Consider the following 22,298-nt stretch of genomic DNA (forward strand, 5'->3'; position numbering starts at 1 on the left):
AGCACAGCTCTCGTCTTGCAAACGGGCAAAGCAGTGCTTTACTCGATCCGTTCTCAAGGCTGATGCTAAAATCACCTCAAACGTTGTTGCAAGCCTAGTTAAGGTCTCGACATTATCGTCGGTTTACGCCTAGTTTGATGCGATTTTCGCGATCAGCAGTCCTAATATTTGGATGTTCAACAGACCCTAATATTGATTATCTATTTTACCATTTTGATAAGCGCTAATAACTACTTTATCTCATACTTGATTATGACCATGATATTTAAAAGTAAATATCATAGTCACGATAAAACATTACTGTAGCAAGTTCTCTATTGGCTAACTTAGCTTGGCAATATTGGTAACCAGAATACCAATGCTAACAGTGTCACTAACAACACAGGCGGCGTGATCAGTAGACCAATCTTTATGTACTGCCCCCAGCTGATTTTGTAGTCCTTCTCTGCCAATACATGTAACCATAGTAAAGTAGCAAGACTACCAATCGGCGTAAATTTAGGTCCCAAATCATTACCGATGACATTAGCATAAATCATTAGCTCTCGTGTCGCTGCAGGTACTTGTGCTTGATCGATCGCAAGCGCGCCAACTAGGGTTGCTGGCATATTATTCATAACAGAAGCGACTATCGCTGATAAAAACCCAGTTCCAACGGTAGCAATGACTGCGCCTTGTTGTCCCAACCAGTTGAGTGCTTGCGCACCATAGGCTGTAAGCCCCGCATTACCTAAACCATATACCACCAGATACATACCGATTGAGAATAGTACGATTTGCCAAGGCGCCTTACGTACTACGTCGCTCACTGAAACCACCGCACCATGCCCGCCTTGCCATAAGCGGCCAGCGATTGCCATTAGTGTAACAGCAGCGATACCTGTGACCAGTGAAATAGGCAGTCCCAACGGCTCAGTCGCAAAGTAGGCGACCAATAGCAAGCCTAATAGAGGAAATGCAGCTCGGAATACCAATGGATCGGTAATAGCAGACTCTGGAGCGCTGAGTTCGCTAGTCGAGTAGGTTTTTGGAATATGACGTGCGTAGACAACCCACAATACCAGTAGCGTCGCTAATACAGACACTATATTGACTGGTACCATCACCGCCGCATAACGACCAAAGCCAATATCGAAATAATTGGCACTGACAATATTGACTAAATTTGAGGTGACCAATGGCAAGCTTGCCGTATCAGCGATAAAACCAGTCGCTATGATAAATGCCAGAGCTGATGGTGGCGAAAATTTCAGACGCAGCAAGATAGCAATGACAATCGGGGTTAGTAATAGCGCAGCCCCATCATTGGCAAAAAAGGCAGAAATAAAGGCGCCGAGTACGACAATCATCGGAAACAATAAGCGCCCTTGCCCATTGCCAAGGCGTGCCACATGCAATGCTGCCCAGCCGAAAAACCCTGCCCGATCTAAGATAAGCGAGATGATAATCAGCGCTACAAAAGTAAAGGTCGCATCCCAGACAATATCCCAGACAATACCCACATCTGATAGTTGCACGACGCCAAGCACTAACGCGACTAAGGCACCACCCATGGCGATCCAGCCGATACCCAGTCCTTTAGGTTGCCAGATAACTAAGACTAAAGTGACCACAAAAATAGCAAATGCAAGCATTGTACAACCTTACTTAAGCTGACTTTATTCAGCCGATTTAATATAGGGAATTAGATCGATTAGGAGGTTAGATCGATTTTTGATTGACGCGGCTCGATACTTCTTCAGCACTCTCGACGCGTTCTGAATAGCGATCAGTGAGATAATCTGAACGCCCGCGTGTGAGCCAAGTAAACTTCACTAGCTCCTCACAGACATCGACAAGACGCAGATATAACGGAGACATATCCATGCGATTGTCGTCGTTGAACTCCAAAAATGCTTTGGGTATCGAAGATTGATTGGGGATAGTAATCATCCGCATCCAGCGCCCAAGAATACGCATTTGATTAACTGTATTGAAGCTCTGACTGCCGCCGCTGACTTGCATCAGTGCTAGTGTTTTACCTTGAGTTGGACGCACGCCACCTAGTGACAGCGGTATCCAGTCGATTTGCGCTTTCATAATACTAGTGATACTGCCGTGACGCTCTGGACTCACCCACAGCATGCCTTCTGACCACTGCGCCAGCTCCCGCAATTCTTGCACTTTAGGATGGTCTGAGTCTACATCGTCAGGCAACGGCAAGCCGGACGGATCAAACATTTTTACTTCACAACCATACCAACGTAGCAATCGGCTAGACTCTTCAGCGGCCAATCTAGAAAACGAGCGTGCACGGACAGAACCGTATAGCACTAATATTTTCGGCGGATGACGTGAATCATTTGGCGCAACCAAAGAATCAATGTCGATAGGCTGAAGATTATCTATATCAATATTGGGCAAATCGTCTAAGCTAAATTCTGGCGAAACAGTAGGATCAACTGCTAATGTTTGGTCAACCTCAGTGTTTGTCATGAGTAACAACCTCGCCGTCTTCTTTGGTGAAGCTACTTACTGGATTTGCTAGCAATTCAAACACACGCTCTGACGGACGGCATAGAGCAGCGCCTTTATCCGTCACTACGATAGGACGGTTGATTAAAATAGGATGCGCAATCATGGCATCGATAATTTGGTCGTCAGACAACTCAGGATTATCCAGACCAAGCTCATCATTAATAGCTTCTTTGCTTCTTAATAGCTCTCTAGGCGAAATCTGCATTTGTGCCAACAGCTCCACTAAACGGTCGCGCGTTGGCGTATTTTTCAGATATTCCACCACTTCTGGCTCTTCACCCGACGCTTTAATAATGGCAAGTGTGTTACGAGATGTACCGCATTTAGGATTATGAAAGATTAATGGCTTCATAGTGTTTACACCTATTTTATGTATTTATTGAATTGATAATTGGTTTAATCATTACTTTGCTCAGCAGACTCATTTACTCTGCAGTCGCTCAGGCTATCCATGAGTGACGCACACAGTTTTGGATGTCCCGCACAGCAATCTTGCAACAGGAACTGAATGACGTTATCCATATGTAATAACGAAGCACGATAGATAATCTGCCGGCTATGACGCTGTGAGACCACCCACCCTGCCCGTGCCAGCACCGATAGGTGGGCTGACATTGTGTTATGAGGAACAGCGAGCTGACGGGCTATTTCGCCCGCAGGTAGGCCTTCAGGCTCATGGCTGACTAGCAGCTTAAAAGCCTTTAAACGAGTATCTTGAGAGAGCGCAGCAAAGCTTGCGATAGCATTAGTTATTTCCATATGTCCAATAATACAGACATATTAAAATAATTCAATGTGTTTTGAACGAGGTTGTTATTTTTTTGTGCGTTTAAATACCCTACCAACATGAATCAAGCTGATTAGCTTAATTAGCGGTTTGATAAGTAGTTGGGCGCTGCCAAGGATAAATAGCCATGTGCCGTCCGTCGTTAACGATTCTTTCAAAAAGAAAAAGCTACCAATCAAAAACCAAACAGCGATAAGTAAATCATTTACTGCGCCCAAAGCATCATATCGTCGCTGTATGGCAATATGCTCTTGCCCAATATCAACATCTAACGCTTTGCAGTCGCTCAAAATTTATCCTTTGCTTGCATGTATTTGAACAATAGATATATCAATTGGCTAGCACGGCTGTCAATGAGCTATTGTAGAATAGCTTATCAAATAAGACATCTGTTTTTAACCTCACTAACGACAGTTCAATAACTTTATTACACTTATAGAATTTTGAGACCTGAAAATATCATACATGAGACGCTAAAGATCAATCCTAAATAGTATCTAAGATCTTGGCTAAAAGGCATTATCATCGATATTTTAGGAAGTGATTTAACAACGTAAACTTTACTTTCATTCAGACACTTTGACAGTCTCGCATTAGCACTTTCATAGCTAAGCTTCATCACAGAATTCGTAGAATTAAGTAAATTACTACTATAGTTCTTTTCTGATACCTCATATTCGTAGACTATATTTATAGAGTGCCAATGTCCTAAGCAAAACTCTCTACCAACAGGAGATATGTTATATGAAACGGTCTTGAAGTTGATTTTCTCTCCAAATAAATAGACAAATGCATCTACTAAAAAAGTACCCACTATAATAATAGTGATAAGCGAAGAAAATAAGAACATGGTATATAGAAGAAATATTTCGTACATAAGCTGAATCGCTATAATTTTTTATAATCATTCTTACAAGAAAAGGAAATATTATAAGAATATAAGTAATTTAGAACTATTTTTGTAAACAACAAAGCAGAACCTACAATGCCAAATACAAAGAACCGTATTAGAGCAGTTATAGCCTTCAGAATACTAGAATAGTGAACTTAAATGAATAGTGACTTACTTATAGTTGTCACGTTGGATTAATATATACCTTATGGCTTCAATATAAATGACATCATATGATAATGGTTACTTTTCACAAGTCTCGTATTTCCACATAAACTCCTTCTTTACCTATTGCACTTACTCAAACTCACGATCGTAATTCCAAAAGATCATTATATTTATATTCTTTTATTTCATCCATCTATCCAAAAGAGCACTGTTTATTGGACGAATACCTATATAAATATAAAGTCAATATATGTTATTGTATATTGATAGCTATTAAAGAATTTCCCCGAACAATAATTCGATCAGACAAATCAACGTGGCTAGTAATATGCTACTGGCAAAAAGCTCATTTGACATAACTATAATAAGGACAAGACATGCTATTAGAAAAAATCAAAACACTCGGACTTTCGCACTTATCTTACTTGGTAGGCTCTGGTGGTCAAGCAGCGGTAATTGACCCACGTCGTGACTGCGTGATATATGTAGAAAAGGCGCGCGCAGCAGGGCTTGAAATTACTCATATTTTTGAGACACATCGTAATGAAGATTTGGTTTCTGGCGCACCTATCTTGGCTGCAATGACAGGAGCAACAGTTTTGCATAGACCCAATCTAGAACAACCTGTTGTCTACGCTGAGACAGTACGTAATGGTGATTGCTTTTCAATTGGCCAATTAGAAATCCGTGTCTTAGAAACGCCTGGTCATACCGATGATCACCTGGCTTATGCGCTGTTTGACACGGCGTATCCAGATAAGGCGGTTGGCGTTTTTACTGGCGATGCGCTCTTTGTAGGTGATGTCGGTCGTACTGACTTCTATCCTGAGCGTCGCAGAGAAGTTGCAGGTTTACTTTATGATTCGTTACAAGACATTCTAGCGCTCGGTGATCAGGCGCTTATTTATCCAGCTCATGGTGCAGGGTCAGTCTGTGGTTCAGGTATGGCGGAGCGTGAGTTTTCTACCGTTGGTCATGAAAAGATGAACAATCCACGCTTACAGATTAACGATCGTGAGGCATTTATTGACTTCAAGACTAGCGAAAACCATTATCAGCCGCCCTACTTCAGATTGATGGAGCGCCTTAATATGGAAGGTGGTGAAGCGCCTCCAGTGGTTATGCGTCCGCGTAACCTTTCACTTAAGCAGCTGCATGACTGCGATGCTGATCATCTCATCGATATTCGTGAACCCATGGCATATGCGTCAGGACACCTGCCCGGTTCTATGAGCTTACCTGTCAACATGCTACCTGCGTTTGCTGGATGGTTTATCGAGGAAGGACAAAGCTTGGCACTGATTGCCTCTGATGAAGATCAACTGGCGACTGCAATGGAGCATCTGGTACGTATTGCTTTTGATAATATTGTCGGTGGCTATGTGGGTGTCGTCCCTGCTGCTGCCAAAGGGGAACAGATGCAGCAAACCCCTATGATCGATACAACCGAGGTAGAGAGTCGCCTTAATAATTCTCAGAACTGGACATTGCTCGATGTACGCGATATCGATGAGAGGAATGCCAATGCGATCGAAGGCTCACAGCATATATATGTTGGTCACCTGAACGAGCGTTGGCATGAGCTTGACCAAAGTCGCCACTATACATTAATGTGTGCCAGTGGTGCTCGAGCAACAATAGCAGCAGGGTGGCTCGCTAGTCGAGGTTTTAAGCACATTGATATTTATCTAGGGTCTATGGGCGCATGGCAAGCAACGCATAAGTAAGTCTTTACCCGTAGCTAAAATCTACAACTATCTAAAACGCGTCTCAAGTTTTGAACAATGAGTTTTAAGCAAAGGCATTTTAATGTACTGTAACTAAGATATGCTATACCTAAAATAAGTACAACGACCCTTCTTTTATTCAATATAAGACTGATATAAAAGAAGGGTCGTCGTTTTAGCTGACTTTTAAGTGACATGACTTAAGTAAATATCAGTCACAGTACTAGACTCTAACTCTTACTTTATTTCCTTATCTGACTTATCACTCATAAAACATAGATACATAAAAAACAGACACAAAAAAACCTCAAACAATCTAATGCTTGAGGCGAAACTTGCTTAAACCCAAAGGTTTAAATTCGTTTTAAATATGGCGCAGCGGACGGGACTCGAACCCGCGACCCCCGGCGTGACAGGCCGGTATTCTAACCAACTGAACTACCGCTGCTTAGGTCTCTTAGCTTGTTTACCCACTTGCTAAGAAGTGGTGGGTGATGACGGATTCGAACCGCCGACATTCTGCGTGTAAGGCAGACGCTCTACCAACTGAGCTAATCACCCTTCGAACAATTGCTAGGCAATTTATTCAACATCAACTGAGCTCTTAAGTTTGTCACTAAGCTCTGCTGCTGTGGGTGTGTATTATATAGATTTACAGTTGGGTGTCAAACAGTATTTACGACTTTTTTAGATATTTTTTCGATTTTTATTAGAATATCTAGCAAGCATTTGTTTTTATTGATTTTATATTTTTATACAAAATCAATATTTTTTAAATTTAATGCTTACTTATTGGCCAGTGCTTGCTCGATGTCATTTTTGATAGCTTCTGGCTTAGTCGTTGGTGCATAACGGTCAATAACCTGACCTTTACTATCGACTAGGAACTTGGTGAAATTCCACTTAATACCATCAGTCAGCACGCCACCTTTTTGTTCTTTGAGCCATTGATAGATAGGATGAGCATCTGCGCCATTAACATCAGTCTTCGCCATCATCGGAAAGCTGACACCATAGTTCTTTTGGCAAAACGCACCAATCTCATCGTTGCTACCTGGGTCTTGGCTACCAAATTGATTACAAGGAAAACCGATAACCACCAGCCCTTGATCTTTATACTGTTGATATAGCGACTCTAAACCTTCGAACTGCGGCGTAAATCCACATTTGCTTGCGGTATTGACGATTAATAATACTTTATCTTGGTAATCTGAAAACGCTTGCGAGCTACCATCCATGCGCTCAGCCGTAAAATCATAAATTGTACTCATCATTTATCCTTAAATTGAGGTTTTTATTGTTTTGAGTGTCTATGCACTACTTCTTTTTCTATCATACACATAATAAAACTATTGAAAAGGAAGCACCTTGTACTTCCCTTTCACGTTTCTAATACTACTTAGACTACTTACTTCTCAGACTTATCTAAATCGATAGATACTGAGTTGATGCAATAACGCATGCCTGTTGTCTCAGTAGGACCATCAGGGAATACATGACCTAAATGTGCGCCGCAGTTGCTGCAAGTGACTTCGGTACGAGTCATGCCTAGCGAGTTATCGACGTGCTCTTCAATCGCGCTGTTATCGATACCTTGATCAAAACTTGGCCAACCACAGCTCGCATCAAATTTATTACTTGAGTCAAACAAGCTTGCACCGCAGCCTTTACAACGGTAAACGCCATCATCGGTCGCATCATTATATACACCTGTAAATGGGCGTTCAGTGCCCTTCTCACGCATAATATGATACTCATCAGCGGTTAAACGCTCTTTCCAGTCAGCTTCAGTCAACTGGCTGATCTCTTCTTTGCTTAGTTGGTTGTCTTGCATAATTTATCCTTATTCGAGTATTTATTATCTAATCTCGGTAACTATTTTATCGCCATATGATTATGAAAACGATGTGCTCTATCTGTTGGTTATCGACGCACTATTCAAGGCATATATAAGAAAAGCACTCTTTATATTGGGAGATAGACAGCATGATTGAAGAGATCGACTGAGTTAAATATACCAAATTAATTTTAGATAATGATGGGTAAAGATGTAATTTGATACCTATACCTTTTATAGTCTATATAAGAGATTTAGAGCCATACAAATATAAGCCAAGTGTTAATTGCAAGATATACTTGCAAACACTGATAGAACTGATTGTAAAATCATTTGCAAATTAACTATCAATGCAATAATATCTTGCATTAGTGTTTAATTAAAATGTTTAATATATCTCTACTCTGAATATTTACTGATTAACAAAGGCTCAAACAATAATGTCTGACGACAATAGCAAAAGTACGCAAGCGGAACGACTGGTACAGTTGCGCCGTGACAAAGGATTCACAGCTGAGCAGCTAGCACAAGCCATGACAGCCGCTGGTGCCAAAGTGAGCCGTGGTGCTATCTCAAACTGGGAGCGCGGTACCAACGGTATTGTCTCATCCAAGCTGCCTACGCTCGCACATATTTTGGGCTGTAGTGAGGGATATCTGTTGCGCGGCGACCTCCACAATGAAGCTATTGATGCAGACGAGTCGACATCATCTATAGAGCGCAGTGAACATCAAAAGCTAGATGCGAGTTCACACATCCAGTCAGGTATTAAGACAACTGATGCTCAGTCCATGATAACTTCTACTGCTGGTAAAGACTTAAAAACCAATTCGACAATCAATCCGAAAAACGGTCATGCTATGAACACCATAAAAAAATCTGATAAATTACAAAACGTTTGCTATGACATTCGTGGTCCTCTATTGCAGACTGCCAATAAGATGGAAGCAGAAGGCAAACGCATATTAAAACTAAACGTGGGTAATCCAGCGCCTTTTGGTTTAGAAGCCCCGCATGAGATTTTACGCGATGTCGCTATGAACTTATCTGAGGCGACTGGCTATTCAGACTCACAGGGGATTTTCTCAGCGCGTAAAGCCATTTTGCAATATTACCAGTCTAAAGGATTGTTATCGGCCGTTGACGTACGTGATGTGTATTTGGGCAATGGGGTTTCTGAGCTTATTGTCATGACTATGCAGGCGTTGATGAATGATTGTGATGAAGTCCTGATTCCGATGCCAGACTACCCGCTTTGGACTGCTGCTGCTAATCTCGCTGGCGGTACTGCTGTGCACTATCGCTGCAATGAAGAAGATAACTGGCACCCTGATATTGAAGATATTAAGTCTAAAATCACGAGCAAAACGAAAGGTATCGTGGTTATTAACCCAAATAACCCGACAGGCTCCCTTTATAGTGATGAGCTATTAAAGCAAATTATTGAAGTCGCTAAAGAGCATGATTTAATCATCATGGCCGATGAGATTTACGACCGCATTCTCTATGATGATAATGTACATACGCCGATGAGCACCTTAACTGACGACGTGCTAGTACTCTCTTACAATGGCTTGTCGAAGTCGCATCGTATTGCAGGATTTCGCTCAGGTTGGATGATGGTATCAGGCCGCAAACAGCACGCAGCTGACTTTATTGAAGGCTTAGATATGCTCGCATCTATGCGCCTTTGTTCTAACGTGCAAGGACAGTACGCCATTCAAACAGCGATGGGTGGGCATCAGAGCATGCAAGACCTAACCTCTGAAAAGGGTCGTCTATATAAGCAACGTGAAATGGCAGTCTCACGTCTAAATGCTATCAAAGGTATTTCTTGTACCATGCCTCAAGGCGCGTTTTACTGTTTTCCAAAAATGGATCCAGAGGTTTACCCTATCACCGATGATATGGATTTTATGATGGACTTGCTCGTTGAAGAAAATGTATTGATGGTTCAAGGTACTGGGTTTAACTGGGATAGACCCGACCATTTCCGTCTGGTGTTCTTACCTAATTTACTTGACCTAGAAAATGCGATGGATAGATTGGACAGATTTTTTGCCAAAAAACGTAAGCAATTTGGTACCGAGTAAATCGTTATATATCATTAAAAAAACGCTTATCGGCATGATGCTGATAAGCGTTTTTTATTGCGTTGAACCTAGTTATTCAAACTCAATTACGACGATTCATTGATAAAGACAGCGCATTAAAAAATATTGCTCAATACGAGATAACTGATGGCAGACATAGTAGCCGCTGCAGGCAGCGTTACAATCCAAGCCAATCCAATCGGTTTCATAAGCTTCCAGTTAGTATCTCTGTTGACAATACCGATACCCAATACCGCGCCTACTAGCGTGTGAGTACTTGATACAGGCAGACCCATCGTCGATGCGCCCATCACAACTGCAGCAGCAGCCAACTCAGCTGAGAAGCCTGAAGCTGGATGCATTTTCGCTAGATTGGTACCAACGGTTTGAATCACTTCTTTACCAATGAACCAAAGACCAACGATTAGCGCCACACCAAAGGTCAGCATGACAGCAGGTGGCACCGCAGCTTCAGTAGCGATACTATTAGTACGAATCACATCCATAATAGCGGCAAAAGGACCAACCGCGTTGGCGATATCGTTTGAACCATGACTGAAGGCAAAAGCTGACGCGGTAAAGACCTGCATCCAGCTAAACATAATGAACGTCGCTTTGGTCAAATCTTCTTTATGCTTACCGCGGATACTCTTGGTATAGATATAGGTCGCTAACCATACTAGCGCCGCTATCATACCCATAATCAAGAAGCCCTGCAGTGTGGTCAGGCCGCTATTAACATTTTTAAGACCTTTAAAGACGACTAGAGAAGTCATCACCGCACCACCTGCGGCAGCAATGATAGGTACCCACTGCTTAAGTGCTTTTAGAGTATCAAGGCTACTACGCTCATTCTCAATATCATAAAGCTTTTTGTAGTAATCAGTTTCTAGGTCTTCAACGTTACAATCATCATCTTTATAGATTTCCTGATCACGTAGCATCGCTGACGTATAGGCCAATTGCTCAGACTCTGTCAAACCATCCAAAAACTCTTTGTGGTTTTGCTTTAAGACTTTTTTATTGCCTTTTAGCGTCGCAATATGAGCTTCGGTTTTATCATTATATTCGATGATGTTTTTCTTGATTTGTCCATATAAAAGATAAGACAACACGCCACCTAGTAGCGGCGACAACACCCAAGAAATAGCGATAGTTCCAACCGTTCCCCAGTCTACCGTTGATAGCGCCATGTCCGTACCACCTAACGTGATACCTAAAACAATGGAGCTACCAATCACACCGCCAATAATGGAGTGAGTGGTCGAAACGGGCAGACCTTTTTTGGTCGCAAATAACAGCCAAAATGCTGCTGCAACCAATGCGGAGAGCATGACATAAATGAACTGATTGGGCGTCACTGATAAACCATCTAGATCGACGATGCCGCTTCGAATCGTATCAGTCACCTCCCCGCCTGCAAGGACTGCCCCCGATACTTCAAATATCGCGGCAATACCCAATGCTTGCGGGATAGTCAACGTCCCTGCACCCACCGAAGTACCAAATGAGTTGGCGACATCGTTACCACCGATATTGAATGCCATAAAGACACCAAAAGCGGTCGCCACGATGAATAGCGTCGTTTGCTGACGCATGGTGTAATCTAAACCCCACCACAAAAAGTAGGAAGTCATCGCAATCAGTAAAATGGCAAAAAATAGATTTATTCTCATAGAGCCAACTGGCTTGACTGACTCTGTAGAACTGCTGCTAATACCCATACGTTAGTACGTCCTGCGTAAGCTGATGAAAATTATATGAGGTTGATAATATTACGCTGCTACTCACAGTGCTTATTGCAGCACCTAATGAATTAGCAATAGAAAATATACAACATGCGGTTAGAAGGTTTTGACCGACTAGAGCGAAAGGGAAAATACATCCCTCAACATGTCACAAAGCCGCAAGTCATATTGCCAAATCGTCTGATTACAGCATCTTGCGGCTTATATATTTCTTAGCGATATTTGTGGTACTACTAACAGCTATTGTAACAATTTTTGTCGTAATTATTAAGTTATCTATACTAAATAACCAAAATACGTTGTTTGCTAAATTAAAATTATTATTTAGCAGGAGCTGTTTTGCGCTCTATTATATTAAATATGAGCACATAATGCATGATGATATTGCGAGATTTGTAACTGTGAGTGTATACGGACAAGACCACACTCTGTAAAAGACAGGATAACTCGAATATGTTTCGAGCTATCCTACTTAGGAAATACTTGAAAAATACAGCTATATAAACCTATAAGAGCCCTTAAAACTCATTCATTCTTAACAACTACTTGCTTTCAGTAAATGCAGACAACTGCTCAATAGCATGATCTAACACATCTAAACGCGCTTGACGTTTTTCATTGGTCGCAATAACACACCATGGCGCTGTCGTTGTATCTGTGCGTGCCAGCATATCTGCTGCAGACTGCACATAGTCTGACCATTTATCACGGTTACGCCAGTCATCATCCGTCAGTTTAAATTGCTTATGCGGTGTTTCTTGACGATCTTCAAACCGTTTAAGCTGCTCTTTTTTATCAATCGCTAACCAATATTTGATAACCAACGTTCCTGCTGCTGCCAAGTCCTCCTCAAAACGATTAATTTCATCATATGCTCGTTGCCATTCATCAGGAGACGCAAATCCTTCGATGCGCTCAACCAACACGCGCCCATACCAAGTACGATCGAAAATAGCGATACGGCTGATACGATTTTTCTGCTCGTCAGGCAATCGCGTCCAGAATCGCCACAAGTAAGGGTGCTGGGTCTCATACAACATCGGTGCGCCAATATTATAAATTTGATACTCGCGAGGATCTAACGGTGCAACCAACCTTTTGATTGCACCGCCCTTTCCGGCAGCGTCCATTCCTTCAAAGGCAAACACCACATGCCGACCTTGGCGTGCACGTAGCAACTCAGCAAGCCGTGCTTGCTTCTCTGCCAATGCCTCATGATAGTCGGACTTACTGATTTTCTTATCTTTAATAGACGTCAGCTGCTTAGGTATCGATACAGGCTCAAACTGTTTTTGTTTAGTATCTGAGTTAAGTTCCAGTTTTTCGGACTGGGAACGGTTTTCTGACATTCCCTTGTCATTGTCGTTGTCGTTATCATTGCTATCTGCCTGACTACTTGCCAGCGCGGTTTGCATAGAATGTAGCACCAGATGGCAGAAGTTATCAGCGGCCTCTAACTTATCGTCACCATCAATGATGACCCAATCATCCTGTTGACGCAGCAAGGTCGCAGCCACCTCATTAAACTTCTCAATGACTTGCTTATTATTCCAGTCAATTTGATACAAAAACTGCGGATCTGCTTCATCATCCTTTAAGCGACTGTGCAACGTTTCGATATCAACATGAAACCAACATTTTAGTAATTTGGTTTGATTGGCAATGAGATCGTTTTCAAATGCCTTTAGCCTGTCTAACTGCTGCTGTAGATAGTCTTGCCACTGAGCGATAGGAAGCGGATTTTTACTTTTTTGACCTTTATCATTTGATAATGCTTCAAGGTTCTCACTATCTGATGTCGCTAGTCGCATGACATTGTATAATAAATCAGCATACCAGTTGCCGAAATACACCATGACATCACCATGGCGCGGCATGGCGCTAGTATGCGCTTGCCAAATGGGTTGATAGTTCAATAGCGAATGACCGATAGTGGCCTCAACTTTAAGCAGCCTTGGATCCACCCATTGCCGTAACTGCTTAACGGCTGTACCCTTACCTGCTTGCTCCATTCCATTAACTAGCACCAATAGACCTGTTGGCTTATTGAGGGTCTGCGGCGTTTGCTGGCGAGTGGCTTTTAAAGCGTATTGAGCAGTTACCAATGCCAGTCTAAGCGAATCCTCATCCAGTGAAAACTGACTTAAAGGATTGGGCTTTAGACGCTGCTCCACAACTTGCTCACTAAATTGTGTACTTACCGCTTGTGGTGCTTTTGGTTCAGTAGTATCATTTTTTTTAGACATGTCTACACTCGCTATTATTCTTATTGGGCTGCTTTACCGTTGAATGACTTATGGGATAGCTATTAATAGGACAACTCTTAATATTTCGATCTTATTGTTCATTTTTATTTCATTTAATCATAGCACTGCGCCAATCGGGTAAATAATATTACTGTGTAACAGATTGGTATTTGTATTCTTAATTGTTTTCTTTTAAGGTGAACACAATTTTGAGTATAGGATAGAACAGTTGTTCAAAAGCTCATAACCCTGAATCACGATACTTAAAACAACCATACTTAAATTTGATCACCCTATTTACTTCTACAGGATTCACTGCCATGACCGCTTTAGCTGATTTGCAACAGCATTTGACACGTTTTTGGGCGATGCCTCATCACCAAGATGATGCATTAAATGCTAAGCTCAAAGAAGTACAATCATGGCAACAAACACGTCTCCAGCAGACGCATCGCGAGCTATTTGAACAACCTAAAAACCAACTAATGGCAGATTACTTCCTCACCCAGCTATATGGCGGCGAAGAGTTCAAATTGTTAGCAGATCAGTTAGCACGTATCCTGCCAAAAGCGAAAAAGCTAGAGCGCCTTGCCAAAGAGTCAGCTCTAGAGGCTGGTAGCATGGGTATCCAAGCGGCGATTTTCGCTATTGAGCTAGATCTGCATTTAGCCCAGTGGTTACTCGCTCAAGATTTACCAGTAAATGAAGAGAATATGCTAACCGCCTATCGTACTGTCGATGAAGAAAACGAGCGCCGAGTTCAGATTGCCAATTTAAAAGACGTCTGTTATCGCACGGACAAACATCTAAATTCGTTTATGCTCAAAAAAGCCTTTGCACTAGCAAAAAGCACAGCCTATCGTCATGGTTACCAGCCGCTTTATGATTTTATTGATACAGGCTTTAAGGCCATGAAACCTCTGAGTAGCGTCAGCGATTTTATTGAGCCGTTCTGCGAGCGTGAACTGTCCATTATCGATCAGGTTCATGATACGGATAATGGCAGTAAGCCAGTAGCGTTTGGTGTATCATAAGCTCAATATGTTAAATAGCCAATTGACACTCACTATTTGACAATTTTCTCCGATAAAGACAATCATAAAAATAAATTCTAGGACAATATGATGACTGATAACTCAAAAGATAGCAGCGCGACTTCTAATCAAGCCACAACGACCAATGGTCATTTGCAAGACAAACTGGTAAAAGACAGTATTACTAATAATCAGCAGATTAGCGCGCAGATATTACGTAACCAAACTACCAGTGTCGTGGCGAGCAAGAATAATAGCGTTGCTAATGACGACAATAGCGACTTTACTAAAGTCCAAGACCTACCAACTGGAACGCCACAAGGCCAACAAACGACTATGCCAAACACCGAAAAATCAACCGGCACGGATACTTCAGTACGCACAGAAAGGCAAGCGCTTTTCAATCAACGTGATGATATCAATAACCCACATACGCCTGAAACTGATGGCAATGAGCAAACTCACTTTGGCTATAAGACAGTCAACAAAGCCGAAAAACAAGCACGTGTGGCTGATGTATTCACCTCCGTCGCCAAAAAATACGACATTATGAATGATCTCATGTCATTTGGTATTCATCGTTTGTGGAAGCGCTATGCTATCAGTCTATCAGGTGTTCGTGCCGGTCAGCATGTACTAGATATCGCGGGCGGTACAGGCGACTTAGCCAAAGTATTCAGCCGTGAAGTCGGTAGAAATGGCCATGTTGTATTATCTGATATCAATGCTGCCATGCTAGAAGTGGGCCGCGAGCGCTTAATCAATGCTGGCTGCAATAATGTTGATTTTGTGTTGGCGAACGCTGAGACGTTGGCCCCTTTTGATGACGAAAGCTTTGATTTAGTCACTATTAGCTTTGGTTTGCGTAACGTCACAGACAAAGATGCCGCGCTAAAGTCTATGTATCGCGTCCTAAAGCCAGGCGGTCGTCTCTTGATTCTGGAATTCTCAAAGCCAGTATTTGAGCCACTCTCTAAGGCCTATGATTTGTATTCATTTACTGCATTGCCAGTGATGGGTAAGCTGATTGCTAATGATGCTGAAAGTTATCAGTACTTAGCTGAGTCAATTCGTATGCATCCTGATCAGCAGACACTTAAGCAGATGATGCAACAAGCTGGTTTTGAGAATTGTGATTATCATAACCTGACTGCTGGTATCGTGGCTGTCCATCGCGGCTTTAAAGCGTAACGATCGAGCACGATTGGCAAGACTATTACGTTTGATAGGCCATATTGAACCTAACACGAACACACGATGCGCTGATGCAGCTGATGCAAAGGCGCTCACTTACCGATGCGAGAGCCTTATGCTGACTGTCCTTCTATTAGCTGGTGCCGAAAAGCTAATTAATATTGCCATTGCTAGTGATGAGATTACCAAAGCAGGTTTAGCACCGCTTGCAGGTAAAGTGTTACGTCTTAATATGGGATTGCCTGAGATTCATTTAGACATCTTGTTCACTCATGAGCGTTTGCGCTTTGAGCCGGTCACGACGGAGAGCGTATTTGAGCCAAGTGGCCAAATGAATGAGCGCCAAAAAGCCAGCATGGAGCGCGCACGTTTTGGTCATAGTCGTCCAGATTGTACCATCACTGTAGACAATGCCGCTCAACTGCTCAATCTAATGCGTGGCGCAGAAGGTAACCTGCCAATCGCTGGTGATTACAAGGTGCTGATGCAGCTCAAACAACTGGTTGCAGGATTTGATCCTGACGTGGCTGGACAGCTTGAGCCGTTTATTGGTAAGCCAATGGCTAGCCAGTTACATCTCCTTATCTCTCAGCTCAAAGGTAGCTGGCGTCATAGTGCAAAACGTGCTTTTGATGACGTTAGTGATTGGGCCAATGAAGTGGCTGGCAATAGCACACCTGACCCTATCGAGGTGGCTGAAGTAAATGATCTTAAGCAGCAATTGTTAAAATTACGTGCTGACGTCGAACGAGAAGAAGCCAAACTTGCTGCTATCAAAGAAGAGCAGGCGCAGTTTCTGAATAACTCGTTTCATCAATAGCCAATTGCATCAATCATAAATGAACGCTATTACCGATGGCACTATTTATGATTAAGCGCAGCGCCTACCCTATTTTTATCTTTGTTTAGAGTACTTAATCCCATGCTATTATCGCACCGCGCTCGTCTACTTGAGCTTTGGCGTATCGCCGCAATGTATCGCCTTGATACCCATTTTTCTATCGAAGAAGCACCACAGCTACAACCTTTGGCGCGATTAATTCGCATGCATCCAGCAGCATGGGGCAAGAAGCACCAACCAAATGCGATTAAGTATGCGCTTGAGGATATGGGTACGCTGTTTCTAAAATTAGGCCAGTTACTCTCAACACGTCGCGACTTGGTACCGCCTGAGATTATCGCTCAGTTGATTCAGTTGCAGGACAAAGTTAAGCCTTTTGACGCTGATATTGCTGTCGCTCAAATTCAACATCCTAAACATGGTCTTGGTCAGTCGATTGAAACGCTGTTTGCCCGGTTCGATATAAAACCGCTAGCGGCCGCTTCTATTGCCCAAGTACACACGGCTGCCCTACATGATGGGCGTGAAGTCGTGGTAAAAGTGGTTCGCCCCGATATTCGCACTGTGATTGTTTCTGATTTTGAACTGTTGCGGGAATTGGCAAGTTGGGCATCTGCGCGTATTGAGGCGGCACGTGCCATCCATATCATTGATATTGTCGAAGACTATCGGCAAGTCATGCTCAATGAGCTTGATTTGACGCTTGAGGCTGATAATACTACTCAGATGCGTAATAACTTCTTAGGTTCAGCACTGATGTATGTCCCTGAAGTCTATGATGCTGCCAAAAACGTGATGGTCATGGAGCGCATCCAAGGCGTTCCTATCTCACAAGTTGAGATGTTCGATCAGTTGGGCTATGACCGTGCAGCGCTTGCAGAAAAAGGCCTAACGATATTTTTTACCCAGGTCTTCCGTGATAATTTCTTTCATGCTGATATGCATCCAGGCAATGTGTTCGTAGAAACACCACCCGTGCAAACCTTACATGCAGGTATGGAAGCAGTTGATTTAGGTCATGAACCACGTTATATCGGGCTTGATTGCGCCATCATGGGCACTTTATCAAAAGACGATCAGCTCATCGTGGCGCGGATGTTACTTGCCGTGATGAACAATAACTTTACCGCTGTGGTTGATATTGTTAGCCGTGCAGGTTGGATACCACCAAATGCTGATAAGCATGCCCTGATGCGTGATATGAAACGTACCGTCGGCCCTATGCTACAGAAGTCAATCGATGATATCGACTTTGCGGGCGTACTGATGCAGATTCTAGACATTGCGCGTAGACATCATATGAGTATTCCGCCGCAGTTGATGCTTCTGCTAAAAACTTTGGTCCATGTGGAAGGACTTGGTCGTGATTTATATCCTGACCTTGATATTTGGTCACTTGCCAAGCCAATTCTAAGCAGTTGGATTAAAGAGCAGTTAGATCCTATGCGTAATCTACAGCAACTGCGCCAGCAACTGCCTGAAATGCTCCTGTCTACCACTGATATTCCTAAACTATTAGATCAAGGACTACAAAGCCTTGCCTCACAGGGCTCTCGTCAGGACAGTCAACTACGCGAGATACAGCAGATTCGCGCTGACATTCTAAACGACCGTCGTCGTGATTGGTTGGCACTTGCAGGGTTTGCTATTTTTATTGCTATCGCTACGCAAGTTATCGGCTGGCTATCACCTATATTTTATATACTGGCTATCTTGGTAGTTGTTTGGCGCATCCTAACTTAGTTATGATAGAACAAATGTCTGTCAACAAAGCATATCAAATGGATATTGAATATGCTAAGTTAATGCTAAATATTCTCGTTATCTATAGGAACCCTCATGTCAGCGCTACCACTGTCACAGACCCATAACACTAGTAAACCAGACTATAGTGAGGCTATCACAGCTTTGCAGGAACGTTTTGGTAAACAACTGAGTTTGAACGCTACAGTGCGTGAGCAGCATGGCCATACCATGACGTGGTTAGCCAATCAGCCTCCAGATGCAGTATTAACAGTACAGGACAAACAGGAAGTAGCTGCGGCCGTTAAAATTTGCCATCAGCATCAAATGCCAGTGATTGCTTTTGGTATCGGCTCTTCTTTGGAAGGACAATTAAATGCTCCCTATGGTGGACTGTGCATCGATATGCATGCGATGGATGCTATTTTACAGGTTAATAATGAAGATTTGACCGTTACCGTCCAGCCTGGCGTGACGCGTGAGCAGCTAAACCATTATCTGCGCGATACAGGGCTGTTTTTTCCGATAGATCCCGGTGCCAATGCCAGTATTGGTGGCATGGTCGCCACTCGTGCCTCAGGTACTAATGCGGTACGTTATGGCACTATGAAAGATGTGGTACTCGCACTAGAAGTAGTGACCGCAAGTGGCGATATCGTACGAACAGGCACACGTGCCAAGAAGTCTGCGGCCGGTTATGATTTGACACGCTTGATGATAGGCTCAGAAGGCACCCTTGGTATTGTCACTGAAGTCACGCTGAAACTATTTGGTATTAGCGAGTGTATAGGCAGCGGCATTTGTCATTTTTCAACCATTGAAGATGCTTGCCAGGCAGTAATGCTAACCATTCAGATGTGCTTACCTATTGCTCGTATCGAGCTGCTTGATGCAATGCAAATCAAAGCATGTAATCAATATGCCAATCTCGATTTAACCGAAATGCCTACGCTATTCGTCGAATTTCACGGTACAGAAGCAAGCGTTGCTGAACAAGCGCAAATGTTTGCTGATATCATCGAAGAGTTCGATGGTCGTGACTTTGCTTGGGATACCAATGAAGCTGAGCGTAAACGTCTCTGGCAGGCAAGACACAATGCTTATCATGCTAGCTGTGCGTTACGTCCTGAGACAAGCGCTCTATCGACTGACGCTTGCGTACCTATTTCGCGCTTGGCAGAATGTGTCAGCGCCACTGCAAAAGATATTGAAGCATCAGGGATGATTGGGCCAATCGTAGGTCATGTAGGCGACGGTAACTTTCATGTTTTATTATTGGTCGATACCAATAATCCTGAAGAGGTAGCTACCGCTGAGGGTATTATCGGTCGCCTCGCTACACGGGCTATCGAGATGGATGGTACTTGTACGGGTGAGCACGGGATCGGACAAGGCAAACAAAAATATATGCAGCAAGAACATGGTAATGCGTTGATACTTATGGAAGCTATCAAGGCAGCCCTCGATCCTAAAAACATCCTTAATCCAGGGAAAATATGGCCTGAGGCCTTATCTATTTCCTAATACTATTATAAAGACTAAGACCATACTAAAATCAAAGCAATAGCCAAAAAAATGCGCCTACTTCTCATCAAAAGTAGACGCATTTTTTTATTGAATACTGATTATTATAACATCTGGTCGATTGCCATCTGTGTCAGTACGCGGCCACGAGCCGTACGCAGCACATAACCTTGTTGAATCAGATACGGCTCAATCACATCTTCGAGCGTACCACGGTCTTCAGCCATCGCTGCTGCCACTGCTTCAACACCAGCAGGACCACCGTCAAAACGCTCGTGCAATATTTCGATATAGCGTCTGTCTAGATGATCAAGACCACGTCTATCCACTGCCAACATATCTAGCGCGCTACCTGCAATCGCGCCATTAATACTACCATCGCCTCTCACCTCGGCATAGTCACGCACGCGGCGTAATAGGCGGTTAGCAATCCTTGGTGTACCACGTGCACGGCGGGCAATCTCTACAGCGCCATCTTCACTCATTGGTACACGCATTAGACGTGCTGCGCGACTGACAATCGTCGTTAGATCAGCGATATTGTAAAACTCAAGGCGCTGTACAATCCCAAAACGGTCACGTAGTGGTGACGTCAGTAACCCTGCTCTAGTCGTTGCTGCTACCAAGGTAAACGGTGGCAAATCAAGCTTGATAGAACGCGCAGCAGGCCCTTCACCAATCATAATATCTAATTGGAAATCTTCCATCGCTGGATAAAGTATCTCTTCAATAACCGAGCTTAGACGGTGAATTTCATCAATAAACAACACATCACCCGCTTCTAGGTTGGTCAACATGGCCGCCAAATCTCCTGGGCGCTCAAGCACAGGCCCTGAAGTAGAGCGCAGATTACCACCCATTTCACGAGCGATAATGTTGGCGAGGGTCGTCTTGCCTAGACCCGGTGGTCCAAATATAAGTGTGTGATCTAGCGCTTCGTCACGGCCACGAGCAGCACCGATGAACACTTCCATCTGCTCACGTACCACCGGCTGACCAATATACTCAGCCAATAATGCTGGTCGGATATTGGCATCAGGAGCATCACTTGCACCTTCTAGCGGATTAATTAAACGATCTTGCGTCATAGAATTTATCATTATATTAAAAAATTAGTTAACAAATAGCATAACCAAACGCTGCGCATAAGTCATGCAAAACCTCATTAAGCGAGCACTAAAACGAAAATAAGCGACATTTAATGTCGCTTATTAATTTAATAAATTATGTGGTTATCATCGATAGATGGCTAGTTAATATGAATTAAAAGCCAGATAGCTGCTGCAAAGTAGCTTTTAATAAGCCTTGAGTATCAGCAAAAGTATCTCCTTTACTCTTAGCAGCTTTGATCGCTAGCTGAGCTTCTTTTTCTTTGTAACCCAAGCTAATCAACGCGCCTTCCACTTCAGCGATGATACTGCCTTCGTGAGAAATCGTAGTTTCCTGAGGCGTCAACTCAAACGCACCATTATCAGCGTCGATATTTTTTAGCTTATCTTTTAGCTCAATCAATAAGCGTTGCGCCGTCTTTTTACCGATGCCTGGGATGCGAGTCAATGCCGTTTCCGACTCTTGCTCGACGTGCATCTTTAGCTCAGCTGCTGACATTGCAGACAACATGGCCAAGGCCATTTTTGCCCCAACACCGTTAATTTTAATTAACTGGCGAAAGACATCACGTTCTTTTCGATCAATAAAGCCATAGAGCAACTGTGCATCTTCGCGAACATGGAAATGTGTCCAAATGCTGGCTTGTTCATTAAGCTGTAACTGGCAAAACGAAGGCAATGGCAGTTCGATATCATAACCCACACCAGAGGTTGTCATGATACAAGCCATCGGTGCCATCAAGTACTGCACCTGTCCGGTAATCAATCCAATCATTATTTACGACCTCTTATGTAGGATATTATAAAATCAGCTGCTATTTTATGATTAACAACTACG

18 protein-coding genes and 2 tRNA genes are annotated in these 22,298 nt (G+C 43.1%); 7 read left to right on the plus strand and 13 right to left on the minus strand.

The window, feature by feature from the left end:
- Positions 1 to 326: 326 nt before the first annotated feature.
- From AK824_RS09135 to AK824_RS09155, 5 genes are all read right to left on the minus strand, one after another.
- Entirely contained in the window at positions 327 to 1,634 is a 1,308-nt protein-coding gene (locus AK824_RS09135) for an arsenic transporter (RefSeq protein WP_057760919.1), read from the minus strand.
- Between the two features lie 67 nt (positions 1,635 to 1,701).
- Positions 1,702 to 2,475, minus strand: coding sequence for an arsenical resistance protein ArsH (arsH, locus tag AK824_RS09140; RefSeq protein WP_082624620.1), 774 nt, complete (start codon positions 2,473 to 2,475; stop codon positions 1,702 to 1,704).
- Positions 2,462 to 2,869 carry an arsenate reductase (glutaredoxin) gene (gene arsC / locus AK824_RS09145; RefSeq protein WP_057760920.1) on the minus strand — a complete coding sequence of 136 codons (408 nt, stop codon included), beginning with the start codon at positions 2,867 to 2,869 and terminating at the stop codon, positions 2,462 to 2,464. Before arsC ends, arsH begins: the two co-directional genes overlap by 14 nt.
- A 44-nt stretch (positions 2,870 to 2,913) precedes the next feature.
- Complete coding sequence (locus AK824_RS09150) at positions 2,914 to 3,276, minus strand: ArsR/SmtB family transcription factor (protein WP_057760921.1); 363 nt, start codon at positions 3,274 to 3,276, stop codon at positions 2,914 to 2,916.
- Positions 3,277 to 3,330: 54 nt separating this feature from the next.
- The gene (locus AK824_RS09155; RefSeq protein ID WP_057760924.1) at positions 3,331 to 3,594 is read right to left on the minus strand and encodes a YrhK family protein; all 264 of its coding nucleotides are present in this window, start codon (positions 3,592 to 3,594) and stop codon (positions 3,331 to 3,333) included.
- A 1,147-nt stretch (positions 3,595 to 4,741) separates the two neighbouring features.
- On the opposite strand from AK824_RS09155, the gene AK824_RS09165 reads away from it, so the two are divergent.
- Positions 4,742 to 6,091: an MBL fold metallo-hydrolase gene (locus AK824_RS09165; RefSeq protein ID WP_057760927.1), complete on the plus strand. Its 1,350-nt coding sequence runs from the start codon at positions 4,742 to 4,744 to the stop codon at positions 6,089 to 6,091.
- A gap of 371 nt (positions 6,092 to 6,462) precedes the next feature.
- Here AK824_RS09165 and AK824_RS09170 read toward each other — a convergent pair.
- The 4 genes from AK824_RS09170 to msrB form a co-directional block, all read right to left on the minus strand.
- Positions 6,463 to 6,539, minus strand: a tRNA-Asp gene (locus AK824_RS09170).
- A 37-nt stretch (positions 6,540 to 6,576) separates the two neighbouring features.
- Positions 6,577 to 6,652 (minus strand) — tRNA-Val (locus AK824_RS09175).
- A 224-nt stretch (positions 6,653 to 6,876) separates the two neighbouring features.
- The gene (locus tag AK824_RS09180; RefSeq protein ID WP_057760929.1) at positions 6,877 to 7,362 is read right to left on the minus strand and encodes a glutathione peroxidase; all 486 of its coding nucleotides are present in this window, start codon (positions 7,360 to 7,362) and stop codon (positions 6,877 to 6,879) included.
- A 137-nt stretch (positions 7,363 to 7,499) separates the two neighbouring features.
- Positions 7,500 to 7,925, minus strand: coding sequence for a peptide-methionine (R)-S-oxide reductase MsrB (gene msrB, locus AK824_RS09185; RefSeq protein WP_057760931.1), 426 nt, complete (start codon positions 7,923 to 7,925; stop codon positions 7,500 to 7,502).
- A gap of 443 nt (positions 7,926 to 8,368) precedes the next feature.
- On the opposite strand from msrB, the gene AK824_RS09190 reads away from it, so the two are divergent.
- Positions 8,369 to 10,021, plus strand: coding sequence for an aminotransferase class I/II-fold pyridoxal phosphate-dependent enzyme (locus tag AK824_RS09190; protein ID WP_319823141.1), 1,653 nt, complete (start codon positions 8,369 to 8,371; stop codon positions 10,019 to 10,021).
- 116 nt (positions 10,022 to 10,137) lie between these two features.
- On the opposite strand, the gene AK824_RS09195 is transcribed toward AK824_RS09190, so the two are convergent.
- Together AK824_RS09195 and AK824_RS09200 are read right to left on the minus strand one after the other, a co-directional pair.
- Complete coding sequence (locus AK824_RS09195; RefSeq protein WP_057760935.1) at positions 10,138 to 11,745, minus strand: inorganic phosphate transporter; 1,608 nt, start codon at positions 11,743 to 11,745, stop codon at positions 10,138 to 10,140.
- 566 nt (positions 11,746 to 12,311) lie between these two features.
- On the minus strand, positions 12,312 to 14,015 hold the full coding sequence (locus tag AK824_RS09200; RefSeq protein WP_057760937.1) for an ATPase: 1,704 nt from the start codon (positions 14,013 to 14,015) through the stop codon (positions 12,312 to 12,314).
- A 320-nt stretch (positions 14,016 to 14,335) separates the two neighbouring features.
- Here AK824_RS09200 and AK824_RS09205 point away from each other — a divergent pair, with 320 nt between their 5' ends.
- From AK824_RS09205 to AK824_RS09225, 5 genes are all read left to right on the plus strand, one after another.
- A complete protein-coding gene (locus AK824_RS09205; protein ID WP_057760939.1) occupies positions 14,336 to 15,049 on the plus strand; it encodes an FFLEELY motif protein in 714 nt (237 codons plus the stop codon).
- Between the two features lie 90 nt (positions 15,050 to 15,139).
- Positions 15,140 to 16,240: a bifunctional demethylmenaquinone methyltransferase/2-methoxy-6-polyprenyl-1,4-benzoquinol methylase UbiE gene (gene ubiE / locus AK824_RS09210; protein WP_057760941.1), complete on the plus strand. Its 1,101-nt coding sequence runs from the start codon at positions 15,140 to 15,142 to the stop codon at positions 16,238 to 16,240.
- A 118-nt stretch (positions 16,241 to 16,358) separates the two neighbouring features.
- Positions 16,359 to 17,063, plus strand: coding sequence for a ubiquinone biosynthesis accessory factor UbiJ (locus AK824_RS09215; RefSeq protein WP_057760943.1), 705 nt, complete (start codon positions 16,359 to 16,361; stop codon positions 17,061 to 17,063).
- A gap of 102 nt (positions 17,064 to 17,165) precedes the next feature.
- On the plus strand, positions 17,166 to 18,827 hold the full coding sequence (locus AK824_RS09220) for an ABC1 kinase family protein (protein WP_057760945.1): 1,662 nt from the start codon (positions 17,166 to 17,168) through the stop codon (positions 18,825 to 18,827).
- Between the two features lie 96 nt (positions 18,828 to 18,923).
- Complete coding sequence (locus AK824_RS09225) at positions 18,924 to 20,351, plus strand: FAD-binding oxidoreductase (RefSeq protein ID WP_057760947.1); 1,428 nt, start codon at positions 18,924 to 18,926, stop codon at positions 20,349 to 20,351.
- Positions 20,352 to 20,455: 104 nt separating this feature from the next.
- Here AK824_RS09225 and ruvB read toward each other — a convergent pair whose 3' ends face one another.
- Both ruvB and ruvA read right to left on the minus strand, forming a co-directional pair.
- Positions 20,456 to 21,439: a Holliday junction branch migration DNA helicase RuvB gene (gene ruvB / locus AK824_RS09230; RefSeq protein WP_057760949.1), complete on the minus strand. Its 984-nt coding sequence runs from the start codon at positions 21,437 to 21,439 to the stop codon at positions 20,456 to 20,458.
- Between the two features lie 175 nt (positions 21,440 to 21,614).
- Positions 21,615 to 22,235 carry a Holliday junction branch migration protein RuvA gene (ruvA, locus tag AK824_RS09235; protein WP_057760951.1) on the minus strand — a complete coding sequence of 207 codons (621 nt, stop codon included), beginning with the start codon at positions 22,233 to 22,235 and terminating at the stop codon, positions 21,615 to 21,617.
- Positions 22,236 to 22,298 lie beyond the last annotated feature (63 nt).

The sequence above is a fragment of the Psychrobacter sp. P11G3 genome, from assembly GCF_001435845.1.
Taxonomy (GTDB): domain Bacteria; phylum Pseudomonadota; class Gammaproteobacteria; order Pseudomonadales; family Moraxellaceae; genus Psychrobacter.

Bases quoted from the DNA above. Each gene is read 5' to 3' on its own strand.
- AK824_RS09135 (WP_057760919.1), bottom strand. From the start codon at position 1,634: ATGCTTGCATTTGCTATTTTTGTGGTCACTTTAGTCTTAGTTATCTGG.
- arsH (WP_082624620.1), bottom strand. From the start codon at position 2,475: ATGACAAACACTGAGGTTGACCAAACATTAGCAGTTGATCCTACTGTT.
- arsC (WP_057760920.1), bottom strand. From the start codon at position 2,869: ATGAAGCCATTAATCTTTCATAATCCTAAATGCGGTACATCTCGTAAC.
- AK824_RS09150 (WP_057760921.1), bottom strand. From the start codon at position 3,276: ATGGAAATAACTAATGCTATCGCAAGCTTTGCTGCGCTCTCTCAAGAT.
- AK824_RS09165 (WP_057760927.1), top strand. From the start codon at position 4,742: ATGCTATTAGAAAAAATCAAAACACTCGGACTTTCGCACTTATCTTAC.
- AK824_RS09180 (WP_057760929.1), bottom strand. From the start codon at position 7,362: ATGAGTACAATTTATGATTTTACGGCTGAGCGCATGGATGGTAGCTCG.
- msrB (WP_057760931.1), bottom strand. From the start codon at position 7,925: ATGCAAGACAACCAACTAAGCAAAGAAGAGATCAGCCAGTTGACTGAA.
- AK824_RS09190 (WP_319823141.1), top strand. From the start codon at position 8,369: ATGTCTGACGACAATAGCAAAAGTACGCAAGCGGAACGACTGGTACAG.
- AK824_RS09195 (WP_057760935.1), bottom strand. From the start codon at position 11,745: ATGGGTATTAGCAGCAGTTCTACAGAGTCAGTCAAGCCAGTTGGCTCT.
- AK824_RS09200 (WP_057760937.1), bottom strand. From the start codon at position 14,015: ATGTCTAAAAAAAATGATACTACTGAACCAAAAGCACCACAAGCGGTA.
- AK824_RS09205 (WP_057760939.1), top strand. From the start codon at position 14,336: ATGACCGCTTTAGCTGATTTGCAACAGCATTTGACACGTTTTTGGGCG.
- ubiE (WP_057760941.1), top strand. From the start codon at position 15,140: ATGACTGATAACTCAAAAGATAGCAGCGCGACTTCTAATCAAGCCACA.
- AK824_RS09215 (WP_057760943.1), top strand. From the start codon at position 16,359: ATGCTGACTGTCCTTCTATTAGCTGGTGCCGAAAAGCTAATTAATATT.
- AK824_RS09220 (WP_057760945.1), top strand. From the start codon at position 17,166: ATGCTATTATCGCACCGCGCTCGTCTACTTGAGCTTTGGCGTATCGCC.
- AK824_RS09225 (WP_057760947.1), top strand. From the start codon at position 18,924: ATGTCAGCGCTACCACTGTCACAGACCCATAACACTAGTAAACCAGAC.
- ruvB (WP_057760949.1), bottom strand. From the start codon at position 21,439: ATGACGCAAGATCGTTTAATTAATCCGCTAGAAGGTGCAAGTGATGCT.
- ruvA (WP_057760951.1), bottom strand. From the start codon at position 22,235: ATGATTGGATTGATTACCGGACAGGTGCAGTACTTGATGGCACCGATG.